Origin of the sequence: Paenibacillus sp. PL91 (assembly GCF_012935325.2) — a bacterium.
Taxonomy (GTDB): Bacteria; Bacillota; Bacilli; order Paenibacillales; family Paenibacillaceae; genus Pristimantibacillus.
The window spans coordinates 74,330-95,551 of the sequence record NZ_JABBYG020000021.1; the positions used below are offsets into that span (position 1 = coordinate 74,330).

The 21,222-nt window shown below is 42.3% G+C and carries 20 protein-coding genes, 2 pseudogenes and 1 riboswitch; of the genes and pseudogenes, 5 read left to right on the forward strand and 17 right to left on the reverse strand.

What is annotated here, in order from left to right; all coding sequences use genetic code 11:
* Positions 1 to 92: 92 nt before the first annotated feature.
* The 7 genes from HI950_RS30150 to HI950_RS30180 all read right to left on the reverse strand — a co-directional run bounded on the left by HI950_RS30150 (position 93) and on the right by HI950_RS30180 (position 5,525).
* Complete coding sequence (locus HI950_RS30150; protein WP_169089659.1) at positions 93 to 590, reverse strand: GyrI-like domain-containing protein; 498 nt, start codon at positions 588 to 590, stop codon at positions 93 to 95.
* A 554-nt stretch (positions 591 to 1,144) separates the two neighbouring features.
* The gene (locus HI950_RS36190; RefSeq protein WP_223285604.1) at positions 1,145 to 1,417 is read right to left on the reverse strand and encodes a P-loop nucleotide/nucleoside kinase family protein; all 273 of its coding nucleotides are present in this window, start codon (positions 1,415 to 1,417) and stop codon (positions 1,145 to 1,147) included.
* Between the two features lie 393 nt (positions 1,418 to 1,810).
* Entirely contained in the window at positions 1,811 to 2,170 is a 360-nt protein-coding gene (locus HI950_RS30160) for a DUF4304 domain-containing protein (RefSeq protein WP_169089661.1), read from the reverse strand.
* A gap of 215 nt (positions 2,171 to 2,385) precedes the next feature.
* Positions 2,386 to 2,727, reverse strand: coding sequence for a YobA family protein (locus HI950_RS30165; RefSeq protein WP_169089663.1), 342 nt, complete (start codon positions 2,725 to 2,727; stop codon positions 2,386 to 2,388).
* A 499-nt stretch (positions 2,728 to 3,226) separates the two neighbouring features.
* Positions 3,227 to 4,027, reverse strand: a complete 801-nt coding sequence (locus HI950_RS30170; protein WP_169089665.1) for a transporter substrate-binding domain-containing protein — start codon at positions 4,025 to 4,027, stop codon at positions 3,227 to 3,229.
* 21 nt (positions 4,028 to 4,048) lie between these two features.
* Positions 4,049 to 4,825 carry an amino acid ABC transporter ATP-binding protein gene (locus tag HI950_RS30175; RefSeq protein ID WP_169089710.1) on the reverse strand — a complete coding sequence of 259 codons (777 nt, stop codon included), beginning with the start codon at positions 4,823 to 4,825 and terminating at the stop codon, positions 4,049 to 4,051.
* A gap of 25 nt (positions 4,826 to 4,850) precedes the next feature.
* Positions 4,851 to 5,525, reverse strand: a complete 675-nt coding sequence (locus HI950_RS30180) for an amino acid ABC transporter permease (protein WP_223285605.1) — start codon at positions 5,523 to 5,525, stop codon at positions 4,851 to 4,853.
* Positions 5,526 to 5,618: 93 nt separating this feature from the next.
* Here HI950_RS30180 and HI950_RS30185 point away from each other — a divergent pair, with 93 nt between their 5' ends.
* Positions 5,619 to 5,978 carry a winged helix-turn-helix transcriptional regulator gene (locus HI950_RS30185; protein WP_169089669.1) on the forward strand — a complete coding sequence of 120 codons (360 nt, stop codon included), beginning with the start codon at positions 5,619 to 5,621 and terminating at the stop codon, positions 5,976 to 5,978.
* Positions 5,979 to 5,985: 7 nt separating this feature from the next.
* Here HI950_RS30185 and HI950_RS30190 read toward each other — a convergent pair whose 3' ends face one another.
* Positions 5,986 to 7,404, reverse strand: coding sequence for a hypothetical protein (locus HI950_RS30190; protein ID WP_169089671.1), 1,419 nt, complete (start codon positions 7,402 to 7,404; stop codon positions 5,986 to 5,988).
* A 302-nt stretch (positions 7,405 to 7,706) separates the two neighbouring features.
* Between HI950_RS30190 and HI950_RS30195 the strand changes: the two are divergent.
* Positions 7,707 to 7,893, forward strand: a pseudogene (locus HI950_RS30195) (DUF2243 domain-containing protein); the annotation flags it as partial.
* Between the two features lie 488 nt (positions 7,894 to 8,381).
* On the opposite strand, the gene HI950_RS30200 reads toward HI950_RS30195, so the two are convergent.
* Positions 8,382 to 9,023, reverse strand: coding sequence for a hypothetical protein (locus HI950_RS30200; protein ID WP_169089673.1), 642 nt, complete (start codon positions 9,021 to 9,023; stop codon positions 8,382 to 8,384).
* 452 nt (positions 9,024 to 9,475) lie between these two features.
* On the opposite strand from HI950_RS30200, the gene HI950_RS30205 reads away from it, so the two are divergent.
* Entirely contained in the window at positions 9,476 to 10,573 is a 1,098-nt protein-coding gene (locus tag HI950_RS30205) for an L-dopachrome tautomerase-related protein (protein WP_169089675.1), read from the forward strand.
* Positions 10,574 to 10,737: 164 nt separating this feature from the next.
* Here HI950_RS30205 and HI950_RS30210 read toward each other — a convergent pair whose 3' ends face one another.
* From HI950_RS30210 to HI950_RS30225, 4 genes are all read right to left on the reverse strand, one after another.
* Entirely contained in the window at positions 10,738 to 11,130 is a 393-nt protein-coding gene (locus HI950_RS30210; RefSeq protein ID WP_169089677.1) for a hypothetical protein, read from the reverse strand.
* 38 nt (positions 11,131 to 11,168) lie between these two features.
* On the reverse strand, positions 11,169 to 11,426 hold the full coding sequence (locus HI950_RS30215) for a hypothetical protein (RefSeq protein ID WP_169089679.1): 258 nt from the start codon (positions 11,424 to 11,426) through the stop codon (positions 11,169 to 11,171).
* 469 nt (positions 11,427 to 11,895) lie between these two features.
* Complete coding sequence (locus tag HI950_RS30220; RefSeq protein ID WP_169089680.1) at positions 11,896 to 12,366, reverse strand: hypothetical protein; 471 nt, start codon at positions 12,364 to 12,366, stop codon at positions 11,896 to 11,898.
* A 212-nt stretch (positions 12,367 to 12,578) separates the two neighbouring features.
* Positions 12,579 to 14,402 carry an APC family permease gene (locus HI950_RS30225; protein WP_169089682.1) on the reverse strand — a complete coding sequence of 608 codons (1,824 nt, stop codon included), beginning with the start codon at positions 14,400 to 14,402 and terminating at the stop codon, positions 12,579 to 12,581.
* Between the two features lie 142 nt (positions 14,403 to 14,544).
* A riboswitch (cyclic di-AMP (ydaO/yuaA leader) is annotated at positions 14,545 to 14,727 on the reverse strand.
* Positions 14,728 to 15,092: 365 nt separating this feature from the next.
* Between HI950_RS30225 and HI950_RS36835 the strand changes: the two genes are divergently transcribed.
* Positions 15,093 to 15,560 (forward strand): CBO0543 family protein, encoded by a 468-nt coding sequence (locus HI950_RS36835; protein ID WP_317618474.1) that lies wholly within the window; start codon positions 15,093 to 15,095, stop codon positions 15,558 to 15,560.
* Between the two features lie 455 nt (positions 15,561 to 16,015).
* Here the strand turns inward: HI950_RS36835 and HI950_RS30230 are convergent.
* A pseudogene (locus HI950_RS30230) lies at positions 16,016 to 17,288 on the reverse strand (IS110 family RNA-guided transposase).
* Between the two features lie 387 nt (positions 17,289 to 17,675).
* On the opposite strand from HI950_RS30230, the gene HI950_RS30235 reads away from it, so the two are divergent.
* Complete coding sequence (locus HI950_RS30235) at positions 17,676 to 18,614, forward strand: VanZ family protein (RefSeq protein WP_169089684.1); 939 nt, start codon at positions 17,676 to 17,678, stop codon at positions 18,612 to 18,614.
* A gap of 610 nt (positions 18,615 to 19,224) precedes the next feature.
* On the opposite strand, the gene HI950_RS30240 is transcribed toward HI950_RS30235, so the two are convergent.
* The 3 genes from HI950_RS30240 to HI950_RS30250 all read right to left on the reverse strand — a co-directional run bounded on the left by HI950_RS30240 (position 19,225) and on the right by HI950_RS30250 (position 20,962).
* Positions 19,225 to 19,422, reverse strand: coding sequence for a hypothetical protein (locus tag HI950_RS30240; RefSeq protein ID WP_169089686.1), 198 nt, complete (start codon positions 19,420 to 19,422; stop codon positions 19,225 to 19,227).
* Positions 19,423 to 19,629: 207 nt separating this feature from the next.
* Positions 19,630 to 20,013, reverse strand: coding sequence for a helix-turn-helix domain-containing protein (locus HI950_RS36840; RefSeq protein ID WP_169089688.1), 384 nt, complete (start codon positions 20,011 to 20,013; stop codon positions 19,630 to 19,632).
* A gap of 280 nt (positions 20,014 to 20,293) precedes the next feature.
* Positions 20,294 to 20,962, reverse strand: a complete 669-nt coding sequence (locus tag HI950_RS30250) for a hypothetical protein (RefSeq protein ID WP_169089689.1) — start codon at positions 20,960 to 20,962, stop codon at positions 20,294 to 20,296.
* Between the last annotated feature and the right edge of the window lie 260 nt (positions 20,963 to 21,222).

Genomic DNA, 21,222 nt, shown 5'->3' on the forward strand with positions numbered 1-21,222 from the left:
TAACTGCCCTAGTGTGGAAAAGGCAGCCGATCTTTGTGATCGGCTGCCTCGTTGTCTTTATTGAACTATCGTTACCCGTTAGTTGAACAAACCTATTCAACTACATATTTATGCTTTATCGGGAAATGCAACAAAAAATCAGCATTTCCTCGTTCTAACGGTGAATGAGCCTTGGAATACAACTCGAACCCATAAGTTCCTGCTTGTTCATACTCTGAATTATTTATCCATTCAAATAACTCTCCATAAGCATCACCAGCTCTGTCGATGTCCCCTTTATATTCCAAAACAGCGTAGGTCGCTTTAGGAAGTTCGTATAAAATCATACCTACTGGGGGCTCTGCGTCAGGACTAACTTTTACACCTGCTATCCATATAAACAGATCAATATCCGGATTATAATTTGGCGGGTCGATGAAAAGGCCATAGGTAATTGGGAGATCGACAGCACCGCTCACTTCTTCTAGTTTTTCATTAAACGATTGCTGCAGCTTCGGGATTATCTGCTGCTCCCTAGTGTCTTTCAATAGGGTTTCAACCTTCATTCCTATGATCCGAAAGTTTTCTCTTTCAACGATTCTTATAGCCATCCAACGACCTCCTAGAGAAGTTTATTCCCCTGTTCTTTTTACAAAAACAAACTATCCCCTCTTTTTGGAAGGATGTATTGTTCAGCAAACCTGCCCGTTAGTTGAGCGAAGAGCTGTCATGTGGCAGCCCTCTCGATGTTGAACTATCGTGTCCCTTTAGCTTAATGACCTACGTGGTCGCCCCACGAAAAAAGAAGCACTTAAAGACATGTATTCTACAATTTGCTTACTTGGAGTACCCTTTGACGGATTGAATGAACCCTGATTCGACCTTTACTAGTGCATTAAGCGTACCAGTAATTCTAACCCTGTATCCGAAATCTGGCATTTTTTATGATTTCTTCAGCAAGTTCATCCGGCTTCTTACCATTGGTGTCCAGTAGGAATGGCTCATTAGTCGGTGACGCCATCAACTTGTTCCGAAGGAAGAGCGAGCGGTGGATATATTGCGCATCTCCTCGCTGATGGAGTCGAGCGGTAAGTGTGTCCGGTTCCGCGTGCAGCTCAACATAGTGGAGCGTCGCCTCGAGATCCGATAGTTGGTCAAAGAACCATTAAAGTTCATCTTCGACGACGAAATCGATAACCACGTCTAGCCCGTTCAGGAGAAAATTCCGCGTCACCGCAGCGATATTAAGCCATGCCAGTCGAAGTCGTTCCTCCCAGGGCGGTTCGGTCTCCCCTCGGTAGACATGGAGAAGGAGATCACCTTCAATCAAGACACATTGGTTCATTGCACTAGCCAGAGTCTTGGAGACGGTTGATTTCCCTACACCAAGTGGACCAGAGATAAGATAGACGGTTACTGATCTTTTGGTGAAATTCATATAATCCCCTCCCCCATATTTTACCCGTTCGTAACGAAGCTGCCTTTTCATGCCGGCAGCCTCGCACTAATCATTTGTTCAACTCTCGTAACCCGTTAGCTCAATTGACTAGCTCATTGAAGTCTTGAATCAATCCTGTTGCTTTGCCTATGTTTTCAAGTCCCCAGCGGGCAAAGCTAGCAGCTTCGGCATTATTCCCGAGAAAGGCATGTGTACGAGCTACTAACAAAGCTATTCTTAAGTCCAAGGGCGCTCCGTACCTGTCTAATCTCTTTGAGCGGCTAGGTAATTCGTTCAATTGTATTGAGGTTATTGCATGAGGAAAATCATTGAATTGTGAGAAGTAACTTGTTCCCTGACTCAGAATATTTTTTTTCATTTCTTGTATTACAGTTAATGACTCATCCTCTGTATGTCCATACTGAAACCCAATTTCACGTTCCTTTTCACGAAATATATTTCTCTCTGAAACCAATTTACTTCATTGATTAGTCGTTTTCTAAATTCACAATCATAAACGGTTAATTTACTGATAGGAATAGATTCTCTAATCGTATTCGGTAGGAAATCCAAATGAACCCCAAGTTCTACAACGCATGATCCACCATATTTATCAGCCTGAATCACGATAGCGTTAATTACATGGTTATTATTATCTTTAACAAAATGATGATCTGTGCCAATAAATCCATGTTCTTTTAATGCCGGTGCCAGATGCTTCTTGATTAGCTTTCTGAATTTACTTGTTTGCATTTGTGATAACCTCTTCGCTATCATCATTTCGTAATATTAGGGACTGTAACTTATTTCGGGGTGATCTTATACAATTCCTCTAAATGATGTTTCATTAACGAATACTGCCCGTTAGCTTAATCAAGAAAAGAAGCTGCTGCTGTAGCAAACTGCTCCTTGTTCGTTCAACTATCGTTCCTCGTTAGTTCAGTATCATTATACAAAAAAATCCAAAGTCAATACTGCCCTTGTTCTTTAATTATCTCTATTTCTTTAGCGCTAGCCTGTGCAGGAAAAGACTCATCAACCCCGCCTTCGACCCAATAACGTACTTTTTGTCCAATTTTATATTTCGAAGAGGATGTTTTTAACCAAATAGCGTTACCTGTATAATCTTCAAAAAAATCGTTCCAACCTTTACCAAAATTACTTTTTTTAACATTATCCAAAATCAATACTCTGTCTTCACTAACTTCAAATACATATCCTTGACCAGAGGGTTCGGAAGCTAGTTTCTCTTCACATCCCAATAAAGCAATTGTCATTACTACTATCATCAATATCTTTAAATACCTCATTTTCAATTCGCCTCCATGAACTAAACGAATTTAGTTCCGTTATTGTTACAAACGGTTAAACTAACTTGCCCGTTACCGTAACGAAGGGCTACCACTCGGTAGCCTCTTGGTGTTCAACTATCGTCCTGCCATTGCACCATGATTCAGCTATCGTTACCCGTATGCATACACGATCGCGATCGATGCAACGTGGGTAAGTAAGCAGCTTCTGCTTCAGCCGGCTGACCGAAGTGCCTTTGCCGTTATCGTTCTAGATCCGGTCCAGCCCCTCTTGATTATCAGGATCGCTCGCGATCCACTGATCTTTTCAGGTTATCGCCACCCAAATACTTACTTTTACGTCTATATTATATGGTTTTTAACAATCACCCTGATTGTTGTCGATTATTGGTCCAGGCGAATATTCACGAAGCAAAGCAAAACAAGCCGTCTATGAAAACAGCTTGTTATTGAATACTATTCGATTTTTAGTGCTCTGCACTACTTTACAGTAGCAACATTATTTGAGAACGGAAATCTCAATTCCTTCCGAAATATCCTTGCCGAACCATTTCTTGGAGATCTGTGCATAAGTCCCGTCTTCATGCATTGCCCGGAGCGCTTCGTTATAGGCCTGCACAGTTGCCTCCTGCCCTTTGGTGAACAGGAACGCCGCCGTTTCAATCTCTTCGGATTGATCGACTACTTTGATTTTAAGATCGTGCCTATTCTTGCGCAGATCCAGAAAATACAAATTATTATAGATCAGCGCATCTACCCGCTTGGAAGTTAAGAGCTCCATGGAATCGCCGTTCTCCGGCACCAGCGTGGCCCCGTATTTGAGCGCCAATGCTCCTTGGACGGACTCCGCAATTCCGTTCGTTTTTTTGCCAGCCAGGTCCTCGAAGCTGCGGATGTCCTCGTTCTCTTCCAGGACGATGAGAGTCAGATTGGAGAATTGATACGGATCGCTGAAGTCATATTTTTGCTTGCGCTCCTCCGTAATAGATAGCTGCGGAATCGTGTCGAAGCGCCCACCATCGATACCCGAAAACATGCCGGCGAATTCGACCTCGGCGTATTTTGCCTTAATGCCCAGCCGCTTGGCGATCTCATCGGATATGTCGATATCGAAGCCGGTTAGCCCGCTGCTGTCGTGGAAGGAATATGGCGGATACGTTCCCGTCGTCGCGACGATGATCTCGCCTTTGCTCTTCAGCTTTACGAGCGAATCCGTCCCTTCGTTGGCCGCACCGCCATTCCCGCATGCGGTCAAGCTCAAAGCAATTAAACTTATGATACCTAATCCAAGCCTTCTCATATTAAACTGAAACCTCCATTATTATAATGATGATTCTGTATGATCCATTCGAGCGTGAGGAGACAGCCGTCTGACGAAAGCTTGAATCCGCTCGTGACGCGGCTGCACAATCACCTCGCCCGGCGTCCCGCTCTCCACGATCCGGCCTTCGTCCATGAAGATCACCTGATCGGCCACGCGGCTCGCGAAATCCAGTTCATGCGTGACGATGACGAGCGTCATCCCGTCCCGGGTCAATGCCTTCATCACCTCCAGCACTTCCAGAACAAGCTCAGGGTCAAGCGCCGAGGTCGGTTCATCGAACAACAGTATCGTCGGCTCCATCGACATCGCTCTGGCAATGCCGACCCGCTGCTGCTGGCCGCCGGACAGCTGATGCGGATAACGTTCCGCAAGTTCGCCTAGCCCAACCTTGTCCAAGAGAGCCGCTGCGTGCCACTTCGCATCAGGCTTATTCTGCCTTTTTACCACGACAGGTCCGAGCATCACATTCTCTAGTGCCGTCAGATGCGGGAACAAGTGATTGCCCTGGAAAACCATGCCGGTTTGCTGGCGGAAGCTTTGCACCGCGCGCGGGCCGGGCTTCTTATCGGCGCTTAAGGTCATAGACATCCCATTAAGCGTGATCGTGCCTTCGTTTGGAAGTTCCAGCAGATTGATACAATTCAATAGCGTCGATTTCCCGGAGCCAGATGGACCGATGATGATCGTAGTCGTTCCTTTGCGGATGTCGAGCCCGACATTCCGAAGCACCTCCACTGGACCGAAACGTTTATACAGCCCACTAATAGAAAGCACATTCGGCTCGCCTCTCCCCGTCGGATCATTTCGCATACTCCCACCTCCTCTCTAACCGGCTCTGCCCGACCGTTAATAACGAGCAGATGACGAGATAATAGACACCGGCCAGTAGATAGAGAAGCATCGGCTCGAAGGTCGACGCCGCGATCAGTTTCGCCGCACCGAACAAGTCCGGAAGCGTGACGAGCGCGGCGAGCGAGGTCGTCTTCACCAGCGTAATAAACTGGTTGCCGAACGGCGGGATGCAGACCCGGAGCGCTTGCGGCAGGATCACTTTCACGAGCACCTGTCTCCTCGACATTCCGAGTGCATAGCCGGCTCTCCATTGTCCCTCAGGGAGGGACAGGATGGAGGCACGGATGATCTCCGACGTATAGGCCCCTTCGGATAGCGTTAAGCTGATCAATACGCTCACGAAAGGCGATAGCAGGATGCCATAGTGGGGAAGCCCGTAGAAAATAATGAAAAGCTGAACGAGAATCGGCGTACACCTGATGATCCATACATAGGATCTTGCAAGCTTGCTTAAAAAACGATTAGGTGATAGGCTGGCCAGCGCGACTAATAGAGCTAGGATCAGCCCAAGGAAAAAGGAAATTAAAGACAGAGGGATCGTATAATTGAGCGTCCCTCTTAGCAACGGGACGAGCGAATCTGAAATAATCTCCATCACCCGCTGAAGCCGGTCTTCCGTCATGACAATCCATCCTTGATGCCGCAATAGGCATTTGATATAATTCATATTATTCCAATACTATTACCTGTATTTATGAGCAAACGGAGGTTAGCGATGATTAACTTTAGGAATTCCCGGTACCGGTGCGCATCCGAAATTACGTTGGACCTGATCAGCGGGAAATGGAAGATTCTCATCCTCAGCTATTTGTCCGAAAACACCTTTCGCTTCAACGAACTACAGAAGCTAATGCCCGGCGCCACCCAAAAGATGCTGACCGCGCAATTAAGAGATTTAGAGCAAGACGGCCTGATCGTCCGCAAGGTCTACGCGGTCGCGCCTCCAAAGGTCGAATATTACTTATCGGAATTCGGAAGCCGCCTTGTTCCGATGCTGAAGACGCTGTGCGATTTCGGTGCGGATTACATGGAGAGCTTCCAGTCCGCTGCCAAGACCGATGATCAGCGAGCTTGAGTCTCGGCTATGTGATCAGAATTTTTGCGCCGAAGCCTTTGCCCGAACCCGCTGCCCTATGAAGCGCCTCTTCCCCATCCTCTTCCAGAACGATGACATTCTCCGGATACAATTTTCCAAGCAGCGCCCATAACACAAGCGGGTTTCTTGCCGTGTCGATCAGATGATACCCGGAGTCGGCCGTTGCCAGACCGGGTAGCTCCAAAATTTTCGCAGCCGAATGGCGCGTGACGTTCTCCAGATCCAGCTGGCTTGATGGGTCATGATCAGGCTTAGATTCCGGGAGGTACAGATATCGATGCCCTCTGAAAATTTGCCCGAGGTCCACATCATAATCGGCAGCGGCAATACGGAACCGGTACCGGATTTGTATCCGATCTTCCGCATCTTCTATAGGGCTGACCAACAGTTCGGCTTCGCGCGCTTGCTCTAACGCCCATTCAACTGAAGCAATGCCGACTACGTTATTGTCTTTCACAGTACTGTCATCCACCTTGCTCCTTGAAGCAGAATAGTAATCCGCGTAGGCGTAGTCGAAAACTGCCGCCGCAGTCTCTCCTTCAACGAACGGAACCGTTCTGACCGGATACCAACGGAGCAGATACCTTCGCGCTGTAGCCGGATGCCCGTTCAAGCTTGCCGGCAGTATTGTGCCATAATGGTACTGAAAGCCGTAACCTGCGGCCGATAACGCAGGGGCTAAGCCGCTTTGCGCATAGTGGAGCACCGATTGGTGTGATGGCTTACCGATGAGAAATTCCGATAGGAAAGCGGTGCGGGCCTGTTCGGTGAAACGAAGGCCTTTTCCCGTTTCCCCATGCTTGATCTCGATCGGTACCTCCTCCCAATTCTCGAAAGGAATGAGGAAATCACGTAAGAGCACCAGCTGATGAAGATATTCATTGAACAGCTGCATCACGGTAGGTCCCCCATGCGGACCGGTCAGTATATCCGTGACGAGAAGCGTCCACAAATGATGGTCGCATCGGCTCCGGAACCGAATGGTCCCCAGCACCTCCCTGCTGATCGGCGTCTCCTCCTCCCCGCGTTCGCTTGCCCACCGGGCAATGGTTTCCCCGATCTTGCGGGCTTGCTCTGCCAGCTCGAGTCTCGCCGTATCTTCGAGCGCAAGCGCATCCAACTGCAATACCGCTTCCCTCCCGGAGAGCGCCAGACTGTTCCTGACATTCTCCAGCAAAGGCTCATAGCCCGATGTTCCTCGTAGGTGCTCGATCACTGAATCCAGCAGCATCCCCAGCTCCCATACAATTTCGCGCGCTCGGTATACTCCCTCGGGCAGCTCCCAGTCCCATTCTCCCTCAGGTTGACGGGTCAAAGCATCTTGTTGCGGATTCGCAATGTTCAGCGCAAGCGGAGTTCCCCAGCTTAGGCTGTACTCCCCCACCTTTAATTGATAGGTTGACATCCTTATACACCTCTCTTTCGTTTTTACTAGATTAACAACGCTGCCGGTTTTTGGGAAGTACGCACTTTTCCGTATTATTGTTCCTTTTCGGTGCGATAGGCACCAAAAGGGAACTGTCATCGCGTTTCCTCTAAGTCTTTTGAATTGGCGAAACGAAGGAGCTTTGCGAGATGCTCCTGACTATAATCGCTTTATTTTGGGTGAAGTGACAGGACAATGTTTAAGAAGGAGAGTGTATGGTAGTTCAAACGCAAAGACGCGCTATTTTTCCTGGCCTTAGCCTTGGCCGTAACGTAGGGTAAGGTTTTCTATTCGGGCTCGACTTCGTCGGATTCATCGATGAAGCTTTGTTTCACCAGCTGCTTCACTGGCAACACTTTTACGATAATCGACGACGGAAATTGGCTTGGTATCGGACGGTTTGTTTCATGCCTTTAACTGATTGCGACCATCGGGGGCTTGTTTATGATTGCGGACTTTCGCCGGCGCGCTGCGTTGTTAGAACTATCGTGTCCCGTTAGAATTCCTGTAAAACAAACGAAATAATAATTTTGCCGACAGCATTAACGTAATCTGCCCGTTAGCTCAATAAAAGAAGTGCTTTAACATAAATAAGAAATCAAAAAACCCGACCTCATGAGGTCGGGTTTTCCATGATGGAGATGGAGGCGAGGGGGGTCGCACCCCTTTAAATACTGAATATTTTCTCACTACATTCTCACTACATTCTCACTACATTCTCACTACTAAAACATTAGTTTTAAATTCAAATGCTCCAAGATCAGTGCATAAGCAATTTTTCTTATTGACCCTTTCATTAACGAAGTTCACCTGAAGTTCATCAACCCCGTTAGTTTTAACACGTATTTGAACTAAACTGCCAGTTAGTATGAAAAAGGCAGCCGATCATTGTGACCAGCTGCCTCGGTGTCTTTATTGAACTATCGTGTCCCGTTAGCGTAATAAACCACGATTTGTCAGTTTACAGATAACTTAAATATCAAAGCCCATTTTGCGTTTTTCAATCGCTCTGGAGTTAAATCAATGGTTTCCCACTCATTCTTATCTGTGGCCTGCATCCCCCATACGGCAACCTCGTCATTTTCTGAGACATCCAAGTTTTTATTTAGTTGGATAGTATTGCTTCCTGTATTTCTAATATCACGATCGATGTATGTAATACTTGATGCCGTACCGTTTTTATTCGCAAAAGCTGTTGTGATCTCATATAGTGGTTTACTGCCTTCAATTGAAACTGTCTTAATCGATGCAATAAATTCGCCTTCATAGTCCTTTGTCTTATCTTGTGGATCCTGCATTGAGGTGCCATTGGAACTGTATGTCTTTGTTTTCGTTCCGTTTTCCCAAAGTTCAATTTTAGCAGAAATATCATTTTTGTTTCCGCCGTACTTCAATTTCACTGCACCCGACATCGTGCCAAGAAAAGGTTGGAACTTCCGTGCCTCTCCGGCAAATAAATCGATTGGCTCCACGTGCAAAGCAGTTCCTTCAACTTGTTTTGTTATTGCTGTTTCCGGTTGGTTGGATACATCCTTTGAGCACGCACACAGCATTGCAGCAATAATAAGTATCAAACCTATGAGATTTAGCTTCTGCAAAATAATTTACTCCCCTTCTTTTTACATTGTTTAATTTTACCATTAACCAAGCTATAGTTAGAACACAATTTTTTAAGTATACTGCCCGTTAGCGTACTCTTTTTTCAATTTTAAAAGATAATTTTCAACTTAGATTGTTTTTTACTGATCGAGAAAAATATTTATTAACGGTGTTAAGCTCTCGCGTGGTAGCCCTTCGTACGGGAGCAAATCATAATAGTTTTTATGTTAGTTCTAAAATTGACTGCAAACGTAAATTCAGATGCTCTCATTTCCCGTCTTTGGAGAGCCAGTGGAAGTTTGAATCACTTTATCGAAACTCCCATGTTTCTCCTGGACTAATAAACCCACAGCATCCATCACGATAGAAAAATTCATCAAGAAACAGGCACTACAAAAAAATTTTCATCATATATAGGTGATATCCGTTCGGATTTGATGAGGAGGATATCATGCAACCTATGTTACCTATGGAAAAATATTTTGGGCATTTTGAACTGGTGCATGCTTTTTATGGGGCTATGCCTACAGGTGTCAGCGTTTCCGAAACCGGTCGTATTTTTGTATGCTTTCCGAAATGGGGAGACGACGTTCAATTTACTGTAGCGGAAATTGTTGAGGGTGAATTGCAGCCTTATCCTAGTGTAGAAACCAATCTAGTTAATACTGGGAATATTACGATGTCTTTCGTCAGTGTCCAAAGTATCGTTGCTGATGGAAGAGGAACACTTTGGGTACTAGATACAGGGGCACCAAATTTTTCTGAACCTATTCAAGGGGGAGCAAAATTAGTTGCTGTTGATTTAAGCACGAATACAATAAGGAGAGTATATACCTTTACAGAAGATGTAGTCTTGCCAACAACTTATCTGAATGATGTCCGTTTGGATTTTCGGGTTGGAAGTGCAGGCTATGCATATATAACGGATTCTTCTTCCAGAGGGCCAGGGGCTATTATCGTCGTAGATTTAGAAAATGGGAACGCGTTTAGACGGTTAAATGGGGCAATATCAACTTCACCTGATCCCTATTTTCTACCGAAAGTAGAAGGTGAAATTTTGATGAATCGAAACCCAGACGGCTCGACTTTCCCATTTAGATTGGCTTCCGATAGTTTAGCGATTTCTCCTGATGGAAAGGTTTTATTTTTTGCTCCGCTAACCAGCCGTCAGCTGTTCTCGATCTCAACAGAAGCCCTAAGAGACAGAAGGATACAGGACCTGAATTTATCCCAATATGTGCAGTATTGGGGGGAAAAAGGTGCGTCTGATGGAATGATCACCGGCGTAAAAGGAACCGTTTATGCGGGAGACTATGAAAACAATAGTATCCGGAAGATATTGCCGAATGGCGCAATGGAAACCATCGCACATGACCCGAGAATTTTATGGCCGGATACTTTTTCGATTGGCCCCGATCAATACTTATATGTCATTGTGAATCAATTACATCGGCAGGCGAGATTTCATTATGGAAGAGACCTGCGGGAAAAACCATATAGTTTACTTCGAATGAGAATTGATGAATTCCCTGCTCCTACCTTTTCATAGTAATCGTAAACGAAGGTAGCTATCCCCCATCAGGGAGCTGCTTTTTTTGTAAGATATTCCCGCGATAAATGGAATACTAATGCCAAGAAATTAACCAAGGGGAAAGAATGGTATGAGAGGGCTACCACTCGGCAGCCCTTTCGGTGTTCATCTATCGTTACCCGTTAGCTCAACTCATTACGTTGCAAATCGTTAAAATCATCTATAAAATAGCCTTCTGATTTCCATCCACTATTAGTTTTCTGTATTAATGCCCCTATAGACGATTTAGCTTTACCGAATCTACTCATAAGATTGGCTTTATAATAATCCATATCGCGACCTTCAAAAACATAGTCTAACGCACAATAGTTATCTCCCATATATATTGCAAAGTTATAACCGAAGTAGTCAGCAAATTCTTGGCATATTCCCCTTAGTTCAAATTGTAACTCTTGATTTTCTATAAAGTGGTACCACCTAAAACAAGGACTGAACTCACAGATATACTGATTAAATATAAATCTAAACCCACCGGGGCCTCCAAGCTCAACATATTCTTCATCCCCTATTAGCACGGGATCAAATGGCCCAAAGTTGTTAATACGATCACGATTTAATAACCATTGCCTGTCAAGATGCGGGTTATGAAAATTACTTCTTTAATACACTTGACAACTTTTGGGAATCTGGTCCCTTTAACGATCTCTTCATTAAAAACTTCTATGGCTGTAACATCTAATGAGTGTTTAAAAACAGCTGAGAAATCTATCCCCATTTTCCCACCCCACAATTCAAAATCCTTCCATCCCATTATATCATTTTTATTCCCACTTGAACTAAACTGCCCGTTAGCGTAGCGAAGGGCTGCCATGTGGCAGCCCTTCAGAGGTGGAACTATCGTTCCCCGTTAGCGTAATGGCAAATGCTTCATTCAAAAATAACAGGGACCATTAAAGAAAAAAATGTAGTTCCAAGTAAATATGAAATTGTAGAAACCAAAAAATACCTGAAATTCTTCATGAAAATGGCAACAAAAATCACTGAAAAAAAGGGTATCCCCCATACGAAAAAAATCAAGTATTTCATTCCAATGTGTGCTGATAGTGAATTAATGTAAATTGGAATTCCAATCATTATCCATAAAACAGAAAATATGAGCCCCACCATTATATGTGTAAGCAATTTAGATTTACCCACTAAGTTCCCCCTTAAATTCCTTGTCGTTATACTTTACACAATTCCATTAATTGGAAGTGAATAACAGCAGCCGATCGTGTGCCGGTTGCCGCCATGTTATGGTTGAACTATTGTTTCCCGTTAGTTAAATGCGAATGGCATGTCTAATCCCAATGATTATAGATTACCTCACCAACTGTTTTAGGCTTCCAATAAAATATTTGTTTTAGTTCTTTTTCATTCAATGTGTTCTCATTTCTCAGCTTATTCTTGCGATCATCTAGCTGTATTTGTTCACTAAGTTCTCTTAACTGTAAAACTCGATATTCTGTGCTGTAGGCTTCAATTCCAATAGAGATTGTTTGGTCGTCTATAAATAAAATATTCATGTATTCAACTCTTGAAGCGATAGCGATTAATGGGTAAATACCATTTAATAAGATGTGAATCTCTTTTCCGTTAATTTGTATATCAGCACAGTAAAAATTGGTTTCCTGCGGCTCAGAAACATTGAGCAGTTTTCCACCAACGTGATTTGCTAAAGCATAGCATAGCTTTTTAAAATGGCTAGTGTCTGTCAATGATATATCGATTTCCGTGTTATAAAATCCAGAAATTCCATCGCGAAGCAACAAAATAAAACACCTCATTTTGATTTCAGACCTAACTAATGTTCCCCTGTTAATTATACCACTTTTCTATAAATAACTGCGCTAAACTGCCCGTTATCACCATTCTAATACTACGATTTTCATTACGCTATACTGCCCGTTAGCATAGCGAAGGGCTGCCATGTGGCAGCCCTTCAGGGGTGGAGCTATCGTTCTCCGTTAGTTTAATAAGACGATCATTTCTTTAAATGGTACGGTACAGTAGTAATAATCACATTTCTCCGATAGAGCAAGTGTGCACGAATCAGTAAACTGGATTGGTTGTGTAGGATGTTGTGCCAACCTTTCTTTGGAATGAACTGTGGGATAACAACAGTAACTTGGTAATTTGATTCACTCGCTTTGCGTTGAACGGTATCAATAAATTTAGTAAGTGGCTGAATGATGCTTCTATAAGGAGAGTGTAGAGTTACCAACCTCACGTCAGGCTGCCACTTGCTCCATTTTTCTTCAAACAATCCTTCATCTTCTCTTTCAAAAGGAACATGTACTGCAATGATCTGGTATGCTGAGAGCGATTTGGCATAGTTCAACGAATTCTCCACCACATGCGTCATACCAGCCACTGGAAGAATGATTATATTCCCCGCAATCGGAATAGCTGGCTCACAAGTTGTAGTTCTCAATTGGTCGGCTACCGCTTCATAATGTTTTCTAATTCGATGAAAGGCATAAATGATAAGGGGTAAAAATACTAAGACGGACCAAACTTGTGTGAATTTTGTTAAGAAAAACATCATGGTGACTATAAAGCTTATAAGAGCCCCTGTTGCGTTAATGATCAGTTTTGGGATCCAGCCTTTAGGCCTTTGACGAATCCATTTTATGATCATTCCTGTCTGGGACAGGGTGAAGGGAATAAAAACACCGACAGCATAAAGCGGGATTAAATGTTCGGTTTGACCTTTAAACACAATAATTAAGATAATGGATAATATGCCTAGCATGATAATGCCATTGGAATAACCTAGCCGATCTCCTCTAACCGTAAACATTCTAGGTATGAATTTATCATTAGCAAGATTTACGGCAAGCAAAGGGAAAGCTGAATATCCAGTATTAGCAGCTAGGATAAGGATTAATGCTGTTGTACCTTGAATGAAGAAGTACAAAAAATTTCGCCCAAAGGTCTGTTCGGCGATTTGTGAGACTACGGTAACTTCGAGGTTGGGAATAATTCCGTAATAATAAGCTAAATATACGATTCCCGAAAATAACAATGCAAGTAAGATTCCCATCGCCGCTAATGTTTTAGCAGCGTTATTAGGAGCTGGACTTTTAAAGTTAGGGATTGCATTCGAAATGGCTTCGACTCCTGTTAATGCAGAGCTGCCAGAAGCAAATGCTTTTAAAAGCAAAAATAAGCTTATACCTGCTACTGGTGTACCAATTGATGTGTGTAATTCGGGAGAAACATTACCGGTTATTATGTTGTATATACCAGCTCCTATTAGAATGAATAATGCCAAAACGAACAAATATACCGGATAAGCTAAAACAGAAGCGGACTCGGTTACCCCCCGCAGGTTCAGGATTGTAATGAAGACGACAAATATTACAGCTATGATTACCGTATGTTCATGCAAGCTAGGAAATGCCGAAGTTATGGCGTCTGTACCGGCGGATACACTTACTGCGACGGTTAAAATGTAATCTACCAACAAGGAGCCTCCGGCTACTAACCCAGGGTACTTGCCTAGATTTTCTTTGGACACCACATATGCGCCTCCGCCGTGCGGATATGCAAAGATAATTTGCCTATAAGATAAAATAAGTGCTAATAATAAAATTAATACTCCAATGGCAATCGGTACTGAATACCAAAATGCTGCAGCACTAACTGTAATTAAAACGATCAATATTTGCTCAGGGCCATATGCCACTGATGATAAGGCATCTGAAGAGAGTATGGCAAGAGCTTTGGTTTTATTAAGTTTCTGCTCTCCTAATTCATTAGATTTTAAAGGTCGTCCGATTAAAAATCTTTTTAAAGAAAGCATTAGTATCACTCCACTTTTTTTGTATAAATTACTGTACTTTTAAATTACCCTGTAAATGAAATAAATAACACGATCCTTAATCATAGCTATTTTTGGCAAACAAAAAACACAGGTTAGAACCTGTGTTTCGCACACATGTTAACCCTTCCTCAATCAACGCTTACGAAGTTAGCTGTCGGATTCGGACGGTTAAGTCGCCCTACCTGATTGTAAACGTGTAAAATTTACAATAGGATTCACCCCATAAGATAGATACCTGATGCTCAGGTATCTATCATAATTGGTTCCCCCGTTTTCCTTGACGGAAATTAAGCGAATAAGAATTGAAAACAATATTTATTTAGAATGCAAACTGTATATTACGCCTACTTATTTGTTTTGTAAAACATACAATCGTACTGGTTTCCGTCATTTATTATAAAAAGGACCATGAAAAGCGCTTACATACCCTAGATACTTACCAAGGCTCGTGTTATTACCATTTTTTCTTTCAAATTCATTATTTCAAAAAACTATATGTCTCCAAATCCACGGGAACACTTACTTGGCTTTTAATTAAAGTGTTCTGTCCGTTAGCTTAAACATTAGACACCTTTTTTTACGCCCACCCACTTCTATTAATAAAGATTCCCGAATAAACATTCTAATTTTTTCCCAGATTTCTGGGTAAACTTTATAATGAGGTGCATTATGATAACAAACATTATAATAGGATTCTTTATTCCTTGGATATTTGGCATATATCTATACAAGAGGGCACCCGTTATTATATTGCTTATTTGTCCAATAACAGCAATTATGTCTACAGTAATAAACGCCGTTGGGTATCAATTAGAATTTTGGAGATTTACTCCTTTGATAAAAAATGTCGCAACGCTTTCATCACTACCATTCGATATTGGTTTCTATCCAGTCATGACAAGTTACTTGATTTATTGGATAAGACAGAATAATCAATATCCTTTTTTGAAAATTGTTTGTATTGGCCTTCTTACTACAATACTTGAATTAATCGCATATTTATTTGGAAAAGTTGAATACAGCAATCACTGGAATATTGGTTGGACATTTGTCTCATATGTCATTCCTTACATCTTAATTTATCTTTATTACCGCCTATTATCTCGTTATGTTTATTCCATAATTTCTAAAAAGTGAATAGGGCACGCGGCAGCCTCGTTGTCTAGTTTATTAAGCTATCCTCCCTCTATGGAGAATCACTTTTCTCTTAAATACTCTCGTTTTCTCAGGATTTCGACCAGATTACTTCTTATGAGTTAACACTTTAGTGGAACAAAGTTGTAGTGAAAGAAATTTATGGGGCTTTTGAAGTGCAAAAAAGTCTCTACCTAGACCACTCGCATGTAAAAAGTGGCTACCGTAGTAAAGTATGGTTGCACCTATGGATCTCCACATGAGCTCATGGCGGTCAACCCTCCCACATCTCGCAGAGTCTACGCTCTCACATTCCTTCATTCAACCTGTCCATGAGGTGGAGGTCAGATATGCTGCCCGGCAGGATCTTCGTCCGTATGGATTGTGCCATTCCGACTCATCCGTGCTTCTTGTTGTCTCACTTTTTGTTTAGGTCATTATCTTTGGAAAACGTTCACTTAAGCTGCTTGCCGTAATTCTGCAAATCGAGGGATATCCTGCATCATCTTCTCTTCCCTGAACGCATGTCCCTTTTTCAATATGCCGAATAGGATGCGAATGAGTTTGTTACACAACGCGATGAGAGACTGCATTTTCTTCAATGGATTTTTCGGCCGTTTGGTATAGTACTCGTGCAACGCTCGGAAGGCTGCATTTTTAGCGACTAACGGCATCATCACTCTAAAGAGTAAGGCACGAAGACGTTTCCGACCTCTCTTGGTTATCCTGGTCTGGCCTGTATGTGTACCTGATGAATTTGTTTTCAAATTCAATCCAGCGAGCTTCGTGATCTGTTTGGGATGTCGGTACTGACCAATATCACCTACCTCAGCTAGAAAGCCCGCGATGGTGTCTCTTCCAATCCCTTTCATGGCCAGCACTTGCTGTGTATGCGGGATTTGCGTGAGCAGCTCATCTAATTTACCTTCCAATTCTTCAAGTTTGTTATGAAGCCATTCGTACTGGGTCAGCAGTAACTTTAGCTCCATTTTAGTCAAGTCGGAGCCTTGTTGGATGCCGACAGAACGGCTGGCTGCTGCCTTCAGATTCTTTATTCGGCCTAGACCAAGCCCACGCTTCGCAGCTTCTCTCAGATGCTGCAGCAAGATCTCGTCTGGTACGGAAACAAGCTCATGTGGCAATAGATAAAGGCTTAGCATTTGGATGGCAGACTTGCATTCCCAATCCTTAAATACCGTCAGAAACTCTGGGAAATACCGATCTAGCCAGTTATGGACACGTGCTTGCACAACGCAAAGGTCAGTCGTCAGGTGTTCGCGAATTTTCATCGCCTCCCTCAGTTCTGCATAAATACCCTGAGGAAGGCTTGGTACGGCGTATCTCCCGTCTTTGACCAGCTGTGCAATGACTTTCGCTTCCTTGATGTCATTCTTAGTTGGAGAATTGTCATCGAGTTCTTTACTTTTCTTCACGTGAAGAGGATTTACAACACCATAGCTAACTTGCTGCTCTCTAAAATAATGAACAAGGTTTAACCAGTAGTGACCGGTCGGCTCCATACCGACGATGACGTCCTGTAACCCCTGTTCCGCAGCAATCTTTTGGAACCAACTAACAAATAATTCAAAACCTTCCCTATTGTTTTCAAACGCTATCGACTTCCCGAGCTCGACTCCGCGGTAGTCTTGTGCCCTTGCCACATGTTTGAACACCGACAATTATGGTAGAAGAAGTGATTTGATTAATTCGTTCATTTTGAGTAGAATGCATCTTGTAGTCTCCTTGGTTTGTATTTGGATCCAGTAGCTGGCCAGCGTCGTGGACCCATTAACATCATACCAAGGAGTCTTTTTATTTCTCAAACCTCGTATTTCTTCATAATAGGAATGCTGCCCGTTAGCTTAATAAAGAAAGGAGCAGCTGCCGTAGCAAACTGCCCCTTTTTTGTTCAACTCAAGTTGTTAGAAGAAAATAAAGTTCTAGACTGAAAAATAAAGTGTTAGACTCGGCAAACAAAGTTTTAGACTGAGAAAATAAAGTACTAGACTGACGATGCTTCATTAAGCTAACGAGCAGGTTAGTAGTGATTATAGTAAAATAGGTTGAGGCAGCAAGTTCAGTTTTTCAGGAAGTACCCATCCGACAAAGGAGTTAACCATGACAAAACAACGTAAGATTTTTTTCACCATAACCATACTCTATACCGTTTTAATTCTTTATTTTATGTTTCTCGCTTTCGGTAGAACAGGTGCCGCAGGGCAAACCGCTGGCTACACCTTTATCTTTTTACCTGACAGTTTCTTTAAGTTGCCAACTATACCTGATCTTCTACATCCTATCCTCATGGATTTTGTAGGGATTGGGAACATCATAGCCTTTATCCCTTTTGGAATATTGATTCCATTATTATATGGGATCACTTTTGTTCGATTCATTACATTGTTCTTTTTGTCGATTATTGTACTGGAAACCGTACAGGCACTTTCGTTTCTCGGCAGCTTCGATGTTAACGACGCCATTCTAAACTCATTAGGTGCAGCAGTCGGTTTTGGGGCGTATAAGCTTGGTTTTCGTTCAAAAAATGGTTGGAGCAATATTATAATAACAGCCATTTCCTCTGTGCTTCTTTTAGTAGGGGTATGGGGATTGTGTGGGATTATGGATAAAGCGTTAACTAAAGAAGAAGGTCCCTTTGTAGCGATAAACGAATTGATGGACAACTCTGGAAACTTATCAATCGGAATAAAACCGAATAGCTTTAAATTAAGCGATCAAGACGTAAACCCCCGCTATAATATGTATGAGGTCGAAAGTGGAAATTTAAAAACGTTCACTTATACGAATAAAGAGGAGATTATTTTCTCCTTAAATTATGGGATACCTGAACAAATGAATTATTATGGTAGAATCCGTGTTTTCATCAATGGACGCGAGGTATTGACCAGCTCTGGAGAGGATCAACGCCTTTATCCGGAACTGTTCCCGGCGATGTTTGAGATTCCTATCGAGGCGGGGAGTGAGTTCACGATAACCATTGAGGGGAACGAAAAAATATGGGATGTCGGGTATAGGAAGATGATATATTTTTGGAACTGAGTCCATAGATATGATTCAATTAATGGAGAACGTTAGTTCAATGAAACAGCGGCAGTCTAAGATTTTATTTTTCAAGTCTTGGTCCGCCCCTGCTTCTTTTAATGGATCAGTCTAAAACTTATTTTCTAAAAGCTGACTATTCTTCAACTTAAAAACTGCTGTAATTCAACGACTTCAGTCTAACACTTTATTTTCATTGAACACAAGTTCGCTTAATATTCGATAAACTACCTACTTTTCAATCCTTCATTTCATTTTTCGATTGTCTAACATCTTGGTCATCGATATATGGCGCTAGCTTCTCTGTATCAAATAAGGCATTGCATTCCTTACATTTCCGCACTAGTATTCGATTGATAAATAGCAGTTTAAAAATACCTTCTCCACAAACATGACACGTGCCAGGACGTTTTACATTATTCCTCCTCATGCCATTGTATATTTCCATATTCAACATACTCTTGGCTTATACCTCTAATTGAAATAGAGAACAACCCGTAGCTTAATAAAGAAAGGAGCAGTGCCGTAGCACCTGCTCCTTATTTGTTCAACTATAGTTCCCCGTTAGCTTAACAAATGGATATGTAAAAGCTGAAACTTCAAGGATTTTCTATTTCAACAGACGTTTAAGAATATATGAACTTTGGCTTTCTTTGACTACCAATTCCCATCCTTGATCTCCAAGAATATTTAAAACTCTTATGAGGGAGATATCGTTGTATTTTGGAAGGTGATCCCTTTCATCCAAAAAATATTTAACACCGTATATATCATCCTGCTTTCTCAAGACAGTATATTCAAACTTCATGACAATCACCTCTTAGTCTTTTTATTTTGATATATATTACCATAAGTAAGTGACATTGTAAGTTCGAATTATCCTGCCCGTTAGCTTAATAAAGAAATGGAGCAGTTGCCGTAGCAAGCTGCTCCTTATATGTTCAACTATCGTGTCCCGTTAGCGTAATCAAATGTACTTATTACACTTGTTCTCAGAAGTTGAATATAGGTTACTTTATTGTAGTACAGTTCCGTCAACATATTCTCGTTTTTCTCTCGTTGTATCGGAAATCCAATTAGCCAAGTCACTCTTGCTAATGTAAATAGTACTGCCAATTTTAAAGTGGGGAAACATCGTGCCTGTAAACGACCCGCTGCTTTGAAGCATGCTTTGCTCAGAATTAATAATAAGGATCACTTGCTCTTCTGACAAATTCAAGTATTCAGCCGCCTCTTTAATATCAAGTAATGGTTTATCCATGTCTATTTGTTCTGTTATTTGTTCTGTTTTTTGTTTATTGCGTGTACCTTCACTGTTCGTTAATATCGTACAGCCCACAATAAAGGAAATACCTATGATGCAACCTGTAATAAGAATAGATAATTGGTTAGATCTCACTCTTGTTCCCCCTCCACTTTCCTTGTACATCGCTGTATTTTATCCGTTTTTATCCAATCATTTAATATTCGTGAAATATACTTAGTATCCTTTTATTCCTTTTCAGTTGAAACTAAGTTGTTGCGCTAATCTGCCCGTTAGCTTAACGCCCAGCAGTACATTTGTACAAACATCTCATTTTGTGAAGATATAAAAAGGATCTGCCGGGGCAGATCCTTCTTCGTTTGTATAGAGTCCTTCATTGAACTAACGTTTTCCGTTAATAAAATGACGTATCTGATTATTGTTTATATTTTGCAGCAATCTGCTCTTTGAGAGAATTGAAATGTTCCGTATTGCCAGCAAAATGCACTTCGTTATCGATGATTTCTTGCCGGGTCAAGGTACCGCACGTAAAGCGGATCGATGATTTCGAATCATTCAGATTGAATTTACCTTGATAACCACCTACTGGAACGTATATGCCGGACGCATCCTTCTGCAAAAATAAGGTGTAATGGTCTCCCTTCACCATCGGAACATAGCCGGAAACTGACCGAAACATGCTTCCATCCTCGAAAAAAGCGCTTTCTGATACTGTTATTTCCCGGCCCTCTTCCGCCTCGCCTTTGAATACTTGCAGCAATTTGATTGAAGTTACAGCTTGATCAATTTCACTTTTCCCTCCGACTTTCCTGATTGTGGATTCTCCAGCCTTCTCAGCGAGTACGATCAGATCGGACATGCTTTCTAATAAAGTCGAATCTTTGACTTCTAGAGCCGTAATTCTCTCCACCGTGAGCCTTTTACTTTCCTGAATGTCTATATTTTCAACTTTCTCAAACTCTTGGTTAAATGGTACAGATTTCACCGCTGTCACTGTCTGCTCGGGAAATTTGTTAGATGCATACACGCTGCTCCCTGTAAGAAGCAGGCATGTACCGATAATAATGAGCATTTTCAAATTCATACTTGGTTTCTCCCCCCATAAATTACTAGTTACTATCTTGGACGCATAAAAGACATTGGATGTTGCTCAAAAACGACATCCAAATATGCCTTCAAATTAGGATAACTGCCCGTTAGCTTAATAAAATGAACAGGCCACCGTAGCGCCTGCTCATCATGTGTGTTATTCAACTATCGTTCCTCGTTAGTTCAATGATTAGATTAAATTATTCCTTTGTTCTTAGATATTTAGGTAATAGATGTTGAGGTATTTTTTCAATG